This is a genomic window from Seramator thermalis, assembly GCF_004138125.1.
Classification (GTDB): Bacteria; Bacteroidota; Bacteroidia; order Bacteroidales; family Dysgonomonadaceae; genus Seramator; species Seramator thermalis.
Genome location: NZ_RXHS01000004.1, coordinates 246,006 through 261,366 on the forward strand (window position 1 = coordinate 246,006; position 15,361 = coordinate 261,366).

14 protein-coding genes are annotated in these 15,361 nt (G+C 40.8%); 8 read left to right on the top strand and 6 right to left on the bottom strand.

The features are described 5' to 3' along the window. The first annotated feature begins 380 nt into the window (after positions 1–380). From ndk to folE, 7 genes are all read left to right on the top strand, one after another. Positions 381–842, top strand: coding sequence for a nucleoside-diphosphate kinase (gene ndk, locus EJN84_RS05100; RefSeq protein WP_129594400.1), 462 nt, complete (start codon positions 381–383; stop codon positions 840–842). 52 nt (positions 843–894) lie between these two features. Further along, positions 895–1,911, top strand: a complete 1,017-nt coding sequence (locus tag EJN84_RS05105; protein ID WP_129594401.1) for a peptidoglycan DD-metalloendopeptidase family protein — start codon at positions 895–897, stop codon at positions 1,909–1,911. Positions 1,912–2,028: 117 nt separating this feature from the next. Then, positions 2,029–2,580, top strand: coding sequence for a DUF1599 domain-containing protein (locus EJN84_RS05110; protein WP_129594402.1), 552 nt, complete (start codon positions 2,029–2,031; stop codon positions 2,578–2,580). After that, positions 2,577–3,851 (top strand): BT_3928 family protein, encoded by a 1,275-nt coding sequence (locus tag EJN84_RS05115; RefSeq protein WP_129594403.1) that lies wholly within the window; start codon positions 2,577–2,579, stop codon positions 3,849–3,851. Before EJN84_RS05110 ends, EJN84_RS05115 begins: the two co-directional genes overlap by 4 nt. A 34-nt stretch (positions 3,852–3,885) precedes the next feature. Beyond that, positions 3,886–4,641 (top strand): triose-phosphate isomerase, encoded by a 756-nt coding sequence (tpiA, locus tag EJN84_RS05120; protein WP_129594404.1) that lies wholly within the window; start codon positions 3,886–3,888, stop codon positions 4,639–4,641. Positions 4,642–4,722: 81 nt separating this feature from the next. Then, positions 4,723–5,223: an SPOR domain-containing protein gene (locus EJN84_RS05125; protein WP_129594405.1), complete on the top strand. Its 501-nt coding sequence runs from the start codon at positions 4,723–4,725 to the stop codon at positions 5,221–5,223. Positions 5,224–5,251: 28 nt separating this feature from the next. Then, a complete protein-coding gene (gene folE / locus EJN84_RS05130) occupies positions 5,252–5,830 on the top strand; it encodes a GTP cyclohydrolase I FolE (protein WP_129594406.1) in 579 nt (192 codons plus the stop codon). Positions 5,831–5,896: 66 nt separating this feature from the next. Here the strand turns inward: folE and typA are convergent, their stop codons facing one another. Then, on the bottom strand, positions 5,897–7,699 hold the full coding sequence (typA, locus tag EJN84_RS05135) for a translational GTPase TypA (RefSeq protein ID WP_129594407.1): 1,803 nt from the start codon (positions 7,697–7,699) through the stop codon (positions 5,897–5,899). Positions 7,700–7,958: 259 nt separating this feature from the next. Between typA and EJN84_RS05140 the strand changes: the two genes are divergently transcribed. Then, positions 7,959–8,858 (top strand): energy transducer TonB, encoded by a 900-nt coding sequence (locus EJN84_RS05140; protein ID WP_129594408.1) that lies wholly within the window; start codon positions 7,959–7,961, stop codon positions 8,856–8,858. A 125-nt stretch (positions 8,859–8,983) separates the two neighbouring features. On the opposite strand, the gene EJN84_RS05145 is transcribed toward EJN84_RS05140, so the two are convergent. From EJN84_RS05145 to EJN84_RS05165, 5 genes are all read right to left on the bottom strand, one after another. Beyond that, the gene (locus EJN84_RS05145) at positions 8,984–10,126 is read right to left on the bottom strand and encodes an aldose epimerase family protein (protein WP_165004087.1); all 1,143 of its coding nucleotides are present in this window, start codon (positions 10,124–10,126) and stop codon (positions 8,984–8,986) included. A 53-nt stretch (positions 10,127–10,179) separates the two neighbouring features. After that, the gene (locus EJN84_RS05150; protein ID WP_394343083.1) at positions 10,180–11,169 is read right to left on the bottom strand and encodes a family 43 glycosylhydrolase; all 990 of its coding nucleotides are present in this window, start codon (positions 11,167–11,169) and stop codon (positions 10,180–10,182) included. Positions 11,170–11,177: 8 nt separating this feature from the next. After that, positions 11,178–12,290, bottom strand: coding sequence for a glycoside hydrolase family 88/105 protein (locus EJN84_RS05155; RefSeq protein ID WP_129594411.1), 1,113 nt, complete (start codon positions 12,288–12,290; stop codon positions 11,178–11,180). 78 nt (positions 12,291–12,368) lie between these two features. Beyond that, positions 12,369–13,532, bottom strand: coding sequence for a sialidase family protein (locus EJN84_RS05160; protein WP_129594412.1), 1,164 nt, complete (start codon positions 13,530–13,532; stop codon positions 12,369–12,371). After that, positions 13,511–15,322 (bottom strand): glycoside hydrolase family 2 protein, encoded by a 1,812-nt coding sequence (locus tag EJN84_RS05165; protein WP_129594413.1) that lies wholly within the window; start codon positions 15,320–15,322, stop codon positions 13,511–13,513. The genes EJN84_RS05160 and EJN84_RS05165 overlap by 22 nt, the downstream gene beginning before the upstream one ends. Positions 15,323–15,361: the final 39 nt, after the last annotated feature.

Here is a 15,361-nt window from a genome sequence, read left to right on the forward strand (position 1 = left end):
GTGCGGAGAAATTTCGATACACATTTCATTTCAATACTACCAGAAATATACAAAACAGATAAAAAAACTCACAAATGATTACTTTTTAAAACCCTTTGATTTGAGAAACACACAAATTCTTAATTTATCGTTAAAATCCATATAAAACCCCTAAAAACAAGCAAATATGTTGTAAAACATATCATTCTGCAATAAATTGATAGTATGTAGTTTAAGATCCTATATTTCATTTTTTTAAAAAATTGTCAGACTTTTTGATAGGAATTTCAACTGAATATATTTGGTCAAAAAAAAAGAAAAACTTTACTTTGGTAATCAATTAAGGGAAAAAATAATTATTTGATCGGTCATAGAAGCGATCAATGCTCTTTTAATATTCGATGCAAAAGACATTAGTGATACTTAAGCCATCGGCCATTCAGCGTGGAATTGCAGGAGAAATTATTTCGCGCTTCGAAAAAAAAGGGCTGCAAATTGTTGGGATGAAAATGGTAGAATTGAGCGATGAAATTTTGGAAAATCATTATGCACATTTAAAAAACAAGCCATTTTTTTCACGAATAAAAAATTCCATGCAAACCAGTCCGGTTATTCTAATGGTTGCAAAAGGAGTTGGAGCAGTTGAAGTTGTAAGAAAAATGGCAGGAGTTACAAATGGAAGAGAAGCTCTGCCGGGAACAATAAGAGGGGATTATAGCGTGAGCGTTCAGGAAAACATCGTTCATGCGTCCGACTCTATAGAAACTGCAGATATTGAAATCAAAAGATTTTTTAGCGAAGATGAAATATTCGAATATCCTCAACAGTTGCTTCCTAATATTTATGCAAACGACGAATATTGATCAAAGCAAAAAAATGCATCATATAAGAAAAAGAAATACAGAGAAAGAGAATATGAAAAATATCAAAGTAGCACAAAAAGCAAAGGCATGGATACCGATTGCCTTTACATTTTTTAGTTTGACAGCTTTTTCTCAAACACCACAAAAAGAAAAAAACACCCGAAACGATCTAATTTATAAGCAGGTACACAGTTCAAAAGTGAACGATGCCCAATCGAATCTCTTTGCAGATGGATTGAAGCTGAAAATGGATTTATCGGCTATTAGGGAGGCTGAATCGGAACGAGAGACATGGGATATGAGTGGAATTCCTGCGGATGATATCTATGGAGGTGTATGGGCAAACAGTCACGTAAATATTTATGGATCTACAATCAATGCTCCGGATTCTTTCATCGTCGATTTGTCAAATTTCACGATGCCCACCACAGGCTACATGACTTCTAATTTCGGACGTAGAGGATCAAGGCGCTATCATTATGGCGTAGATCTGAAAGCCCGCACCGGAGATACGATTTATGCAGCTTTCGACGGGAAAGTCAGGGTGAAAGACTATGAAAGACGCGGATATGGATACTATTTGGTAATTCGCCACACCAATGGATTAGAAACCGTTTACGGACATCTGTCAAAATTTTTAGTTTCGGAGAACCAAGCCGTTCGTTCGGGACAGCCAATAGGTCTTGCGGGAAATACCGGCCGTTCAACCGGATCACATCTGCATTTTGAGACACGCTTTCTGGGGCGCCCGATCAATCCAAATTTTATCGTTGATTTCGAAAATAAGGTTTGCCACAAAGATCAATACCTTGTAACAAATGCAAGTTATCAAAAGACTTCACGAAGTTCATCAGCTGTAAACAGAGCGATTGCCGCAAGTTACAAAGAATCCTCATCCCAAACCAATAAATATGTCTCGGGAGACGTTAAATATCATCGAATTAAAAGTGGAGACACACTTTCCGGCATTTCAAAAAAATATGGGGTTTCGATCAAAAAATTATGTAGCCTAAATAATATCACTACAAGAACCAAATTGCGTATCGGAAAATCTTTGCGAGTTTCTTAAGTTTCTTACATCAATAAATACCCACAATATATTTCGGAATAGGTACCGGCAACCCTCGTACCTATTTCTTTTTTTTATACTTTTGTAAGACAATTGGAGAATTTCAATTCCGACAATATGAGCTACACCAATAAACAGTTCGACGAAGTAATTGCGATTTGTCGCAATGTGTTTCAAAAAAAATTGCAAGACTACGGGCCTTCATGGCGCGCAATGCGTCCCGAAACAGTAACCGACCAGATTTTCATCAAAGCGAAACGCATTCGCTCGCTCGAAACTAAAACAGAAAGCAAAATTCAAGAAGGAATATATTCGGAATTTATTGGAATTGTCAACTACGGAATCATCGGACTTATTCAACTCGAAAAAGGATTTTCGGACTGTTCGGATATCTCATGTGAGGAAGCAATGCAACTATATGACAAACACATTGCAGAAACCAAAGAGTTGATGTATGCCAAAAATCACGACTACGACGAAGCTTGGCGGTCGATGCGCATCACTTCTTATACGGATTTGATTTTGGTGAAAATTCTTCGAATAAAGGAAATCGAAAGTCATAAAGGCGAAACACTTGTTTCGGAAGGAATCGATGCTAATTATAAAGACATTATCAACTACGCACTTTTCGGATTGATCAAACTGCATTTTGAGGAACCTCAAGTATGAAAAAATCGGGAATATTCATTAAGATAGCCATTGAGTTGTCGCGATGGATAGTTGCGATTACATTTATTTTCTCAGGATTTGTAAAACTAATCGATCCAAGAGGATTCGAATATAAACTGCAAGATTATTTGATTTCGTTAGGCATGCCGGAACTATTCCCAATTGCACTGCCTTTTGCCATAATACTTTCGACACTCGAACTCACTTTGGGTGTTTTTCTGCTGCTCGGAATTTACAGAAAATATACTACTCGCCTCTTGCTCGCGTTTATGTTGGTGATGACCCCTCTCACATTATGGGTCGCACTAAAAAATCCGGTAAAAGACTGCGGATGTTTTGGCGATGCCATTGTGATAGACAATTGGACCACTTTTTACAAAAACATTATTCTCTCGATTTGCGTAATTTTTTTGTCGCTTTATTCAAACCGGCTGAGCCGTTATTTCAAATCGAAAAAAAACACATTTTTTGCAGCTTCTTATACGGTGACGTTTGGTATTCTTTTGGGGATTTACAACACCTTCAACGATCCTGTCATTGATTTCCGACCCTATAAAACAGGATCAAACATAGCCGAGAAAATGTACATCGATCCTCAGAAAACAGATGTATATGAAAACACCTTCGTGTATGAAAAAAACGGAGAACAACGTGAGTTTACCGAGCAAAACTACCCGTGGAATGACAGTACATGGACATTTGTAGAAATGAGATCAAGGCTCATCAAAAGTGGCGAACAGCCTGAAATTGAAGATTTCTCGATTCTCCGGCTGCAATATGATAATGACATGCGAACATATATAGAATTAAACGACATAACGGACAGCATTTTACAGGACGACCGATACCTGTTTCTTGCTATTTCGTACAACCTCAATGAATTGAATGAGGAATCGCTGAATCGACTAAAAGCGGTTAACAAGTATGCCGATATCTACGGTTATCCATTTTATCTGTTGACAGCTTCCACACCCGACGAAATCGGAAATTGGGAAAAACGCGTACAAAGCGGGTTCACTTTTTGCAATGCCGACGAAAGAATGCTTAAAACTATCATTCGTACAAATCCGGGATTAATTTTGCTCAAACACGGGACAATCATCAATAAATGGGACAGTAACTCTATTCCATCCGAAAAACAACTGGATATGCCGCTTTCCCAATCAAAATTGGGAGAAATTGGTAATGTGAAGAATAAAAACATTCGCGTTATCACACTTTTGGCAATCCTGCTATTTGTTCCGTTTGGAATACTAAAGAAAATTAAATAAGAAACATCGTTACATTTTTAAAATTTTCAAGTTTATGAGAAAAAACATTGTGGCAGGTAACTGGAAGATGAACAAAAACCTGCAAGAAGGATTAGCACTAGCAAAAGAATTGGATGCAACATTAAAAGGAAAAAAGGTAAATTGTGATGTCATCATCGGCACTCCTTTCATCCATCTTGCTAAAGTAGTAGAGGCAATCGATACCCACAAAATCGGAGTAGCTGCCCAAAACTGTGCCGACAAGGCATCCGGTGCCTACACCGGTGAAGTTTCTGCTGAAATGGTGGCTTCAACGGGCGCAAAATACGTAATTTTGGGACACAGTGAACGCCGAGCTTACTATCACGAGACTCCGGAAATTTTGAAACAAAAAGTGATCCTCGCACTTGCAAACGGATTAACACCTATTTTCTGCATCGGGGAAGTTTTGGCAGAACGCGAAGCCGAAAAACATTTCGAAATTGTAAAATCGCAACTTCAAAAATCCCTGTTTGAATTGTCAAGCGAAGACTTTTCGAAATTGATACTCGCATACGAACCGGTGTGGGCTATCGGAACTGGCAAAACAGCAACTCCCGAACAGGCTCAGGAAATGCATGCATTCATTCGCAAAACGATTGCCGAAAAATATGGCGACGAGGTTGCAGATAATACATCCATCCTGTACGGAGGAAGCGCAAATGCATCCAACGCCAAAGAGCTTTTTGCCAACCCGGACGTTGATGGTGGACTGATCGGTGGCGCCTCGCTAAGCGTGGATAAATTCATGCCGATAATTGAAGCATTCTGATTGATTTGAGTTTTTTACCACGGATCGAATTAATAATCCGTGGTAAATCCCTATCTTTGCACCAAAATCTCACCAAAAAAAATGAAAAAATATATCTCTGTCTTTCTTTTCGGTTTTTTCGTTTTAACAGTGTCCGCACAACAGCCGACAAAAAGCATCGTGGATGAGTTAAACACCAGTTATTCCGGACAGGGACATGTGGTTATTTATCAAGACGAAGCTATCAAGGGCATTGTGGGACGAAACATTACGCCGTCGCGACCGGTGTATGTAAGCACAGATGGATCGACAGCCTATGTCAAGATGAGAGGTTATAAGATTCAGGCATTTGCCGGCAATAATCAGCGCACATCCAAAAACGAAGCTTACCGCAAACAAACATTAATTCAACAGACATTTCCTGAACTGGAAACGGTAGTTTTATTCGATTCTCCCTTTTGGCGGCTGCGTGTGGGCAATTTTAAAACACGAGAAGAAGCGGAGCAAGTTCTGGATGAACTCCGCACGGCATTTCCATCTTTTGGCAAAGAAATGTACATCGTAACCGACGAAGTAAAAATTCCGGTCGATCAGGTTCAATAACGCTATCTATCTATAAAAACGACAATTCATGTCTTTCGAAGAAACTGCCGAAGAAAGAAAAGAGGCTATTTCCCACTTTATTAGCGAAATAATCCCAATGATTGGGGAAGATGCTAACCGCGAAGGGTTGATTAAAACTCCCGACCGCGTTGCAAAAGCTTTACTCTACCTAACTAAAGGTTATCACCAAAATCCGGAAGAAATTTTAAAATCAGCCCTCTTCAAAGAAAATTATCGTCAAATGGTAATTGTGAAAGATATCGATCTTTTTTCGCTATGCGAACACCACATGCTGCCATTTTTCGGTAAAGCACACGTGGCCTATATTCCCAATGGATACGTTACGGGTCTGAGCAAAATTGCACGCGTGGTAGACGTCTTTGCCCGACGATTGCAAGTGCAAGAACGACTGACTACACAAATCAAAGAGTGCATCCAGAACACACTGAATCCACTGGGCGTGATGGTCGTGATCGAAGCTCAACACATGTGTATGCAAATGCGTGGGGTCGAAAAACAAAATTCAATTACTACCACCTCCGATTTTACAGGCGTTTTCAAGGAACAGAAAACACGCGAAGAATTTATTGCCCTTATCAAAAAATAAAACGACGAAGCTTCGTTAGCCGTGCTCCGCCGTTTTATCTCTCAATGCAAAACAAAAATGGATAAATTATCCTTTTTTCGCTAAGCGTTTTCGTTCTGTTTCATCGAGAATGATTTTTCGAATGCGCATTGCTTTAGGCGTTACTTCTACATATTCATCTTCCTTGATATATTCAAGAGCTTCCTCGAGACTAAAAATTACCGGAGGGGGAAGCTGAACTTTATCGTCGGAACCCGAAGCACGCATATTTGTAAGTTTCTTCGATTTGGTTACATTCACCACCAAATCGCCCTCTTTACTATGCTCGCCAACTACCTGTCCGGCGTAAACTTCGGTTTGAGGTTCGATAAAAAATCGTCCCCTATCCTGCAATTTGTCTAACGCATAAGCATAGGCATTGCCCGATTCGCCGGCAATAATCGACCCGTTTAGTCTTTTTTCGATCGGCCCTTTCCAAGGTTGAAATTCGAGAAAACGATGAGCCATGATGGCCTCACCCGCCGAAAGAGTAAGAACAATGTTGTTGAGCCCGATTATTCCGCGTGAAGGAATAATGAATTCGATATGCATGCGATCGCCTTTATTTTCCATGGATGTCATTTCGCCTTTTCGACGCGTAATGACATCGATTATTTTGCTCGCATATTCTTCAGGAACATTTATGGTAAGTTGTTCAACAGGTTCATAACCCTCCCCATCAATTTGTTTAATAATTACTTTCGGTTGCCCTACTTGCAATTCGTAGCCTTCTCGACGCATCGTTTCGATCAATATCGATAAGTGCAAAACACCACGACCGTATACGATCCATGAATCGGAACTATCGGTTTCTTCAAGCCGCATAGCAAGATTTTTGTCTAATTCGCGCAACAAACGTTCATAAATATGGCGAGAAGTAACGTATTTGCCATCTTGTCCATAAAACGGAGAATTGTTGATGGTAAAAAGCATCGACATGGTCGGTTCGTCAATAGCAATCGGATCGAGTGGTTCCGGATTTTCCAAATCGGTGATTGTATCGCCAATATCGAACGATTCGATACCTATGAGGGCACAAATATCGCCTGAAGAAACTTTCTCCACTTTTGTTCTACCAAGACCCTCAAACACATCCAACTCCTTAATGCGCGTTTTTACAATACTGCCGTCACGTTTGCAAAGTGCATAATCTTTTCCCGACTCCAAAGTGCCCCGATGAACTCGCCCAACAGCAATTCTCCCCACATAATTCGAATAGTCCAATGAAGTGATAAGCATTTGAGGTGTGCCCTCAAGTCGTTTCGGCGCAGGAATGTATTTAAGAATTGCATCGAGCAACGGCTGAATGCTATCCGAAGGTTTATTCCAATCATCAGACATCCAACCCTGTTTGGCTGATCCGTAGATGGTATGAAAATCGAGTTGGTCTTCTGAAGCATTGAGACTGTACATCAAATCGAAAACTTCTTCTTGAACTTCCTCCGGACGGCAATTCGGTTTATCGACCTTATTTACTACCAAAATCGGTTTCAAACCGATTTCAATCGCCTTTTGCAATACGAACCTCGTTTGTGGCATTGGCCCCTCAAAAGCATCCACCAATAATAAACAACCATCGGCCATGTTTAAAACTCGTTCAACTTCTCCGCCAAAATCGGCATGTCCCGGAGTGTCGATGATGTTTATTTTAGTATTTTTGTATTGGATGGAGACATTTTTAGAGAGAATAGTGATACCGCGTTCGCGTTCCAAATCGTTGTTATCGAGAATGAGGTCTTCGGTAGGTTGGTTGTCTCGAAAAAGGTGGCCGGCCATCAGCATCTTATCCACCAGCGTGGTTTTGCCATGATCGACGTGTGCGATAATGGCAATATTACGAATATCTTGCATGTAAACTCTTTTGAGGGCACAAAGGTACACTTTTTTGACTAAAAAACCGTAACATCCAAATTGTTAATTGCAATATCGACTATTAAATGATGTAAAATTCTTAATCGTATTTTCTCTTTTGCTTATAGAAATTATCAGACAATCGTGTTAAGATCGTTTAATAGCCAATAGAAAAGCCTTTGCAATACAATGGAAAATCGAAAATTATGACTTAAATTTGTGCACAAAATAAACAATATATTTTCAAAATCCAAGTTCGATGATTATTCACAAGGTCACATTTGCTTTAAGTGTTTTTGCATTATTTGCTTCTTTCGACCATTCAATGGCTACAGAAAATAAAAAGCTTTATTATGAAAATACTTTTTATTTGTCGGAAACTTCTCCTCAAAAGAAAAAAACGCCTCCGGCCGGCGATAAAATAGTGGAAGATCCGGATATCCCGGCAATGTTTACAGGCGGAAGCGATCAGATGAAAAAATTTATCGCATCTGCGCTCGTCTATCCCAAAGAAGCATCCGAAAAAAATATCGAAGGATTAGTCGTGTACACGTTTGTGGTCGAAAAAGACGGGACATTGACCAATTTTGAGTGCATCCATCACGCCGATCCCGCACTGGATGCGGAAGCATTGCGTATTTTACAAATGATGCCACCCTGGCGACCTGCCAAATTGAATGGTGAAAATGTACGTTCAACAGGCTATGTGCCTATGTATTTCCGTTTGAACAAAAATACCAAACAATCCAAAAGTATTGCTGCAAAGCCGGTGGCAAAATCGAATCCGACACTCGCCGTCGACGAGGAAGTTTTAGCCATTGTTGATAAAATGCCACAATTTCCCGGAGGGGAGAAAAAACTAAGCACTTACTTGTCAAATCAAATCAAATATCCCGATCCTGAATATCAACGCGGAATAGAAGGGAGAGTTGTGTGTGCATTTATTGTCGACCGTGATGGCAATATTCACAATATAGAAGTTATCGAAGGCGAAAACGAAGCTCTTAATCGCGAAGCGGTAAGAGTGCTTAGCACGATGCCGAAATGGGATCCCGGAGAGAATGGAGGCCAAAAGGTGAATGTAAAATGTTTACTTCCAATCGAATTCAAGATAGATAAGACCAGCCTTCCGGAACAGAATGTATCGCCGAATCCATAATTTTATCGGAAAGCTATAAGCTGTCTCAATTTTATTCGGAAGTATTTCTTTAAGAAAAGTCCAAATCAACTTTATTCCTTTGAAAGTTGATTTGGACTTTAATTTTTTAAATGTCAAATTGATCGCTACTGTACCGAAAATTTGTAGATACACCGACTGGAATACTTCTCTCCGGGCTTCAAATATGGCGATGGCCACTTGGGTTTGTTGGGAGAATCCGGATATTTCTGTGATTCCAGACATATAGCAGAGTGCTTCATGTAGGTAACTCCCTTTTTTCCGGTGATGGTACCATCGAGAAAATTCCCGGTATAAACCTGCAATCCGGGTTCGGTAGTAAATACGTCAAGACGGATTCCGGTCGTCTGATCATATACTGTAGCTGCAACTTGCGAAATGTCACCGTTGGTATTCAGTACCCAATTGTGGTCATATCCTTTGCCATTTTTCAGCTGTTCGAAATCGTCGTTTATGCGTGCACCAATTGGAGTAGGCGTTCTGAAATCCATTGGTGTTCCATCGACTTTTTCTATCTTTCCCGTTGTCATAAACGTAGAATCGATAGGCGTATAAGCATCGGCATTGATAGTTAACAATTCGTTGAGGATTGTATTGTTGGGATCGCCGCTCAGATTAAAATAAGAGTGATTGGTAAGATTTACCACGGTTTCTTTGTCGGTTTCGGCTTCGTAACTAATGTCGATAGCATTATCTTGGGTAAGTTTCATCGTAACCTTCACGTTTAGATTTCCCGGAAAACCCGCTTCACCGTCGGGAGATACGCAAGTCAACACTACTGTCTGACTGTCAGGCTGATTGGCTTTGAATACTTTTTTATCGAAGCCATTCGGGCCACCGTGCAGTGTATGCCCATAATTGTTTTTTGGCAACTGATATTCAACACCGGCAACGGTAATCTTCCCGTTTGCGATACGATTGCCATATCGACCGATGGTAGCTCCAAAATTGTTATCTACGGATGTATATCCCAGAATGGAATCGAATCCGAGCACCACATCCTTCATTTCCCCATCTTTATCGGGGACCATCACCGAAACGATTCGTCCTCCAAAATTGGTTATACATACCTCCATTCCATTGGCATTTTTCAACACATACAGGTTTGTGGAGTCGCCATTGATAATGGCCTGAAAATTGCTTTTCTTCAAACCCGAAAGAGTCATTTCTTCTTCTACGACCTTTTTCTGCTTGTTGGTACAACCACCAACAATGGCAATAATTGCCAACATCCAAATCAGATTGTTGATTTTCATTGTTTCCTTTTTTAATGATTAAATATGAATTTTAAAATCAAAGCAACTTAAAATATCGGCCTTTCGGCTTCGAGCGAAGGCGTCGATCCCAATACGAGAGGCCAATCGTTATCCCAACGAATACGATCGAGCATCAATACGCGTCCCTGTGGATTATCTACCGAAACGGCGTGATATAACATCCAGTCTTGTCCTTTTTCGTCCTGTACGATTTCCGAATTATGCCCCGTGCCTACAAATTTAGCATTTTTGCGAATAAGTACCTCATGACGATTATCCTTCATCGGATTGTTCTGCTTATCAAGATATGGACCGAACAGATTTTTCGAACGACCTACGACGGTTGTATATGTACTGTTCAGACCTTCGCAACATGTACCGACCGAAGCAAACAAATAATAATAGCCATTATGTTTGTGAATATAAGTACCTTCATAAGCTGTACCGGCAACCTGAATTTTTTCCGCTCCCGGCTTTAATGACAAACCATCATCCGAAAGTTCAATCGCATAAATTCCGTGGAAACTTCCCCAAAAAAGATATTTCTTTCCGTTGTCTTCCACAAAACAGGGATCAATGGAGTTTTGCACACCAATTTCGTTGCTGCGAAAAAGTTTGCCATGATCGGTAAACGGCCCGTCTGGATTATCGGCAGTCGCAACGCCGATGCCACATGTTTGTTCGCCACCCCACACCGACATAGAATAATACAACACATATTTGCCATTGATCAAATTGATATCGGGAGCCCACAACCCGCCATTTGGCTCAAAAGTCGGACGGGATTGGTCGGTGAAAACAGTCCCCATAAACTGCCAGGAAATCAAATCTTTCGAACGATATATCGGCATATTGCGAATATCTTCCGTAGCATATAGATAAAAATATCCATCATCTGCCTTTATTACCGTAGGATCGGGCATACTGCGATTGATCACAGGATTACGATAAGTAGCTTCGGGATTGGCTTCAACTCCATTTTGCGAAGGATTGCATGCCAACAGACAAAAAATACTCGAAAACAATATGTTATTGATGAATTGAATCATTTTCTATTTTTTAATTTGACAACTTCACTACCTGCGAGCAAAAACGCTCCGGTACCATAAACTTCCCAACTATCGGCATCAAAATTTTTGCGAGGATCGGCTCCAATCGGTTGCACCCAACCGACACGACCTTCTTCGTTAACACATTCGTTTAAACCAATCCATGCCTTTCTGACGACGGGAAGATAAATTTTAGGATCAAGCAATCCGTTGTTGATGCCCCAGGCAAACGCATAGCAAAAAAATCCCGATCCACTCACTTCGCCACCCGGATAAGATGCCGGATCGATCAGACTTGCACGCCACAAACCATCCGACTGCTGAAGCGATGCAATGCGTGACGCCATTTCCCTAAATAAATTTTCGTAAAAGGGTCGATTTTTATAATTATGTGGCAACTCTTGCAAAACACGCGCCAATCCGCCCATTACCCAACCATTCCCCCGCGACCAGAATATTTTTTGCCCGTTAGCTTCTTTCAATCCCGACCCATCCGGCTTGAGAACATAATTCAAATCACGGGCAAAGAGATGTTCCTCCTTGTCGAAAAGCAAATCGTAACATTCCTTGTAATAGGCATCATTGGCTTCGAGAAAACGTTGGTCTCCTGTCGTTATTCCTAATTTCACAAGTGAAGGAGGGGCCATGAAAAGTGCATCGCACCACCAATATTTGATAACGTCAATTTCTCCACTCGTAGGATAAGGACGACTGATATACAGCTGGATAGTATCGAGCGTGCGTTGAAGCATTTCAGGCTTTTTCTCGATACGATATAAATCGATATAAGTTTGACACACGGCTATATCATCAGCATGATACCAGCGTTTGTAAGGTTGCCAATCTACGGAATTTCCAATGTTTATCAATGCGTCATAAATACTTTGATCATGGGTTGTTTGCCATGCCGCAAACGCACCGGCATAAAACGCAGCATTCGTCCAATCACGAGGATCGTGTTTTGGGTGTTGAAATTGCCAATTTGTAACCTTGACTAATTGATTTTTGATATATTCATCCTCAAAAATCTCTTTATCGTGCCCTTGAGAAAATAAGTTTACAGATAGACCGATCAAGATTACAATTGATAAAAAGATTTTGTTGTTCATTTGGAGTCAATTTATTACACGTTATTAAATTCATTTCACAAATATCGGACTTTTGTTTTGATTTTCCTTCACTTTTTATCAATTTTCATTCTTCACAATTTTACCTTTAATCATCCAAATACCGATTTTGTCCGATCTGAAATTCGTTGAAGAAACAGCAGCAATTTCTCGATTTCCCAAATCGCACAACGAATTCCATTTTGCTTCTTTATTTAGGGGTACAGAAAAAGGTTGCGATGGAGAAATAAAATCTGAAGGTTTGTCACTAATAGCAACTTCCATCGTAGAAAGTTCCCAATTGTAAGTTCGGTTCTCGGTCGTTTGGAATGACAGCACATAAATTCCTTCACTCGTACGAATTAAATAAGGAGCTCCGGCATAAACCGATGAAGGAAGCGGCACTTTCAATGGAGAATAACGATTAGAGGAATGAGCGAACACAGGCTCTTTCCAATTATCTTTAATCGAATTTTTTACAATAAAAGGCTTAAATTGCTCATTCCCATTATCTTCAATAGCAACATAAATATCCTTACCATCCGTAGCGGGCACCGGCATTCCATCTCGAAAGCCGGCACGAAATGAAACAGTGGTAATTTCAGATGACCATGTCAACCCATTATCGCCGGATTCGATCATGGAAATTTCTTGCTCGTTGCTTTGCTGATAAGGATTTTCATTGGCAAAATAGAGTTGTATTCTGCCATCGGGCAAAAGCAGAAAAGACGGTTCCCAACAACCGTCAATGAATCGAGGTGCAGCCCGATATACAATTTGCTCCTCACCCCAGGTTTTTCCGTTATCTCTACTTCGCTTTATGGCAATAGAGAAAGGATAGACCTCATCTTTATTCGGGCGAAAATTACAAGCTATTAAAATATCGTTATTGGGCAATTGGATAATTTCAGGATTAGCAATATTTATTCGTGCACTTCTTCCATTTTCGTTATCAATAACGTCGAAGCCGGTGAAGGCAATCACCGGATTGCTCCAGGTGACTCCTCCATCGATACTTTTTTTGATCAAAACATCGCCCTTACGATTTTCGTAGGCTACAAGCAACGAACCATCACCCAGTCTTTTCATTCGTGGATAACCACCTTCTTCGGCAATGCATACGAGCGAATGTTGCTGCCAAGCAATGGACAAATTCTTAGTTTGGGCCGAAATCGGGTTTTCTCCGGCACACGAAAAAAGAAAGAGGACGATGAAACAACATACTATTTGTCTAAAATACGACATATTTCCTGATTCACTTTTCTTATGCGAGGTTCATCCATTTTGACTACTGCCCGATCGTATGTCATCAATCCATTGACTTCAACTTCCACATCGGTAGTCTGCGTGTAAACCGCAGCAGAAAATCCATGAAGAATCAGAGGCTTCAGCATTTCGGCAAATTTAACGTATTCATCTGTAACATCTTTGGAATTGTCGAACTGAACATATCCCCAATTCCGATTCGGTTCCCACAAATGATCCTTGAGTGCAAGACCTATACCGCCATATTCACCTAAAACCGTAGCGCGTTGCGCATCGTAAAGATATAAATCGGGTTGAGGATAATTGTGCAAATCGAGGATATCACCCACGGGATAATGATTTCCACCGCTGGCGGGATTTACCAATCGCGAAGGGTCGTACTGTTTGGTCCATTCTACGATTTCTTTGGTTTTAAATTGTCCCCATGCCTCGTTAAAGGGAACCCACACCCCTACTGAGGGATTGGAGTAAAGATAATCGATGATTTCTTTCCATTCCTTCCGATAATTGGCTTCCGACTCTGCTGTACGCATGCTCTCGGGACCCTTAAAATAATCACGGCTGTTCCATCCGGGACCTCTATCTCCACTCGGCATATCTTGCCAAACAATCATACCCAGCCGATCGCAATGCGTGTACCAGCGTGCCGGCTCAACTTTCACATGCTTGCGAATCATGTTGAATCCGAAATCTTTGGTCTTCTGAATATCATACTTCAACGCTTCATCGGTAGGAGCAGTGTAAAGTCCGTCAGGCCACCAACCCTGATCCAGCGGACCAAACTGGAAAAGATCTTTATTGTTAAGCTGCAAACGCACAATTCCTCTGCTATCGCGTTTAGTGGAATATTTGCGCATGGCTGCATAGCTTTTTACCTTGTCAACAGGAGTTGTGCCATCGAACAGCGTAATTTCCAGATCATACAGAAATGGATCGTCAGGCGACCACAATTTCACGTTTTCGGGCATTGCAATTTCCACCGGAAGGTTATTGATTGATTGCCCAATGGCAACCTGACGTGAACCGTCCATCACTTTCACTACCAATTTCTGATTATTACGTTCACTATTGGTGAGTGCATTCACCGTCAATGTATTTTTGTCGATGTCAGGCGTTATACGAAGGTTTTCGATATACTGTTTTGGAACAGGTTCCAACCAAACCGTCTGCCAAATTCCTGTAACCGAAGTGTACCAAATTCCTTCAGGCTTGTTTACCTGCTTACCACGAGGTTGATATCCATCATTGGTCGGATCCCAAACCTTTACAGTGAGTTTGTTTTGTCCGCTCTTCAAAGCAAGTGTAATGTCGAACGTGAATGGGGTATATCCGCCGGTGTGCGTTCCGACGAGAATATCGTTAACCCAAACTTCCGTTTTCCAATCCACGGCACCGAAATGTAGCAATATTGCATTATTTTTCCATTTTGCGGGGACTGAAAATTCGCGTACATACCAAAGTTCATTCTCTTTACCCACCTTTTTTTGCACTCCCGATAAGCTCGACTCAATGGCAAAAGGAACAAGGATTTGCCCATCAAAAGAAGTGGGTGTTTGTTTTCCTACAGGACGAACGGCATAATTCCACAAGCCATTAAGATTTTGCCATTCCGATCTTTCCATGATAGGACGCGGATACACGGGCAACACGTTGTTTACATCGATTTGCGACGCCCATTTCGTTTTGATTTTGTCGCCGGCAGGTTTCCATTGGGCTGATACAGCTAAAGAAACAATCAAAACGAAAGATAAAAAGCTTATTCTTCTCATAAGTATAAAAATATGATGTTAATAAATTTTGAAATTTTT

What these genes read in the sequence shown, in the direction of transcription:
- EJN84_RS05155 (WP_129594411.1), bottom strand. Translation starts at nt 12,290, where the DNA reads ATGAACAACAAAATCTTTTTATCAATTGTAATCTTGATCGGTCTATCT.
- folE (WP_129594406.1), top strand. Translation starts at nt 5,252, where the DNA reads ATGTCTTTCGAAGAAACTGCCGAAGAAAGAAAAGAGGCTATTTCCCAC.
- EJN84_RS05105 (WP_129594401.1), top strand. Translation starts at nt 895, where the DNA reads ATGAAAAATATCAAAGTAGCACAAAAAGCAAAGGCATGGATACCGATT.
- EJN84_RS05165 (WP_129594413.1), bottom strand. Translation starts at nt 15,322, where the DNA reads ATGAGAAGAATAAGCTTTTTATCTTTCGTTTTGATTGTTTCTTTAGCT.
- EJN84_RS05125 (WP_129594405.1), top strand. Translation starts at nt 4,723, where the DNA reads ATGAAAAAATATATCTCTGTCTTTCTTTTCGGTTTTTTCGTTTTAACA.
- EJN84_RS05160 (WP_129594412.1), bottom strand. Translation starts at nt 13,532, where the DNA reads ATGTCGTATTTTAGACAAATAGTATGTTGTTTCATCGTCCTCTTTCTT.
- EJN84_RS05115 (WP_129594403.1), top strand. Translation starts at nt 2,577, where the DNA reads ATGAAAAAATCGGGAATATTCATTAAGATAGCCATTGAGTTGTCGCGA.
- typA (WP_129594407.1), bottom strand. Translation starts at nt 7,699, where the DNA reads ATGCAAGATATTCGTAATATTGCCATTATCGCACACGTCGATCATGGC.
- EJN84_RS05140 (WP_129594408.1), top strand. Translation starts at nt 7,959, where the DNA reads ATGATTATTCACAAGGTCACATTTGCTTTAAGTGTTTTTGCATTATTT.
- tpiA (WP_129594404.1), top strand. Translation starts at nt 3,886, where the DNA reads ATGAGAAAAAACATTGTGGCAGGTAACTGGAAGATGAACAAAAACCTG.
- ndk (WP_129594400.1), top strand. Translation starts at nt 381, where the DNA reads ATGCAAAAGACATTAGTGATACTTAAGCCATCGGCCATTCAGCGTGGA.
- EJN84_RS05110 (WP_129594402.1), top strand. Translation starts at nt 2,029, where the DNA reads ATGAGCTACACCAATAAACAGTTCGACGAAGTAATTGCGATTTGTCGC.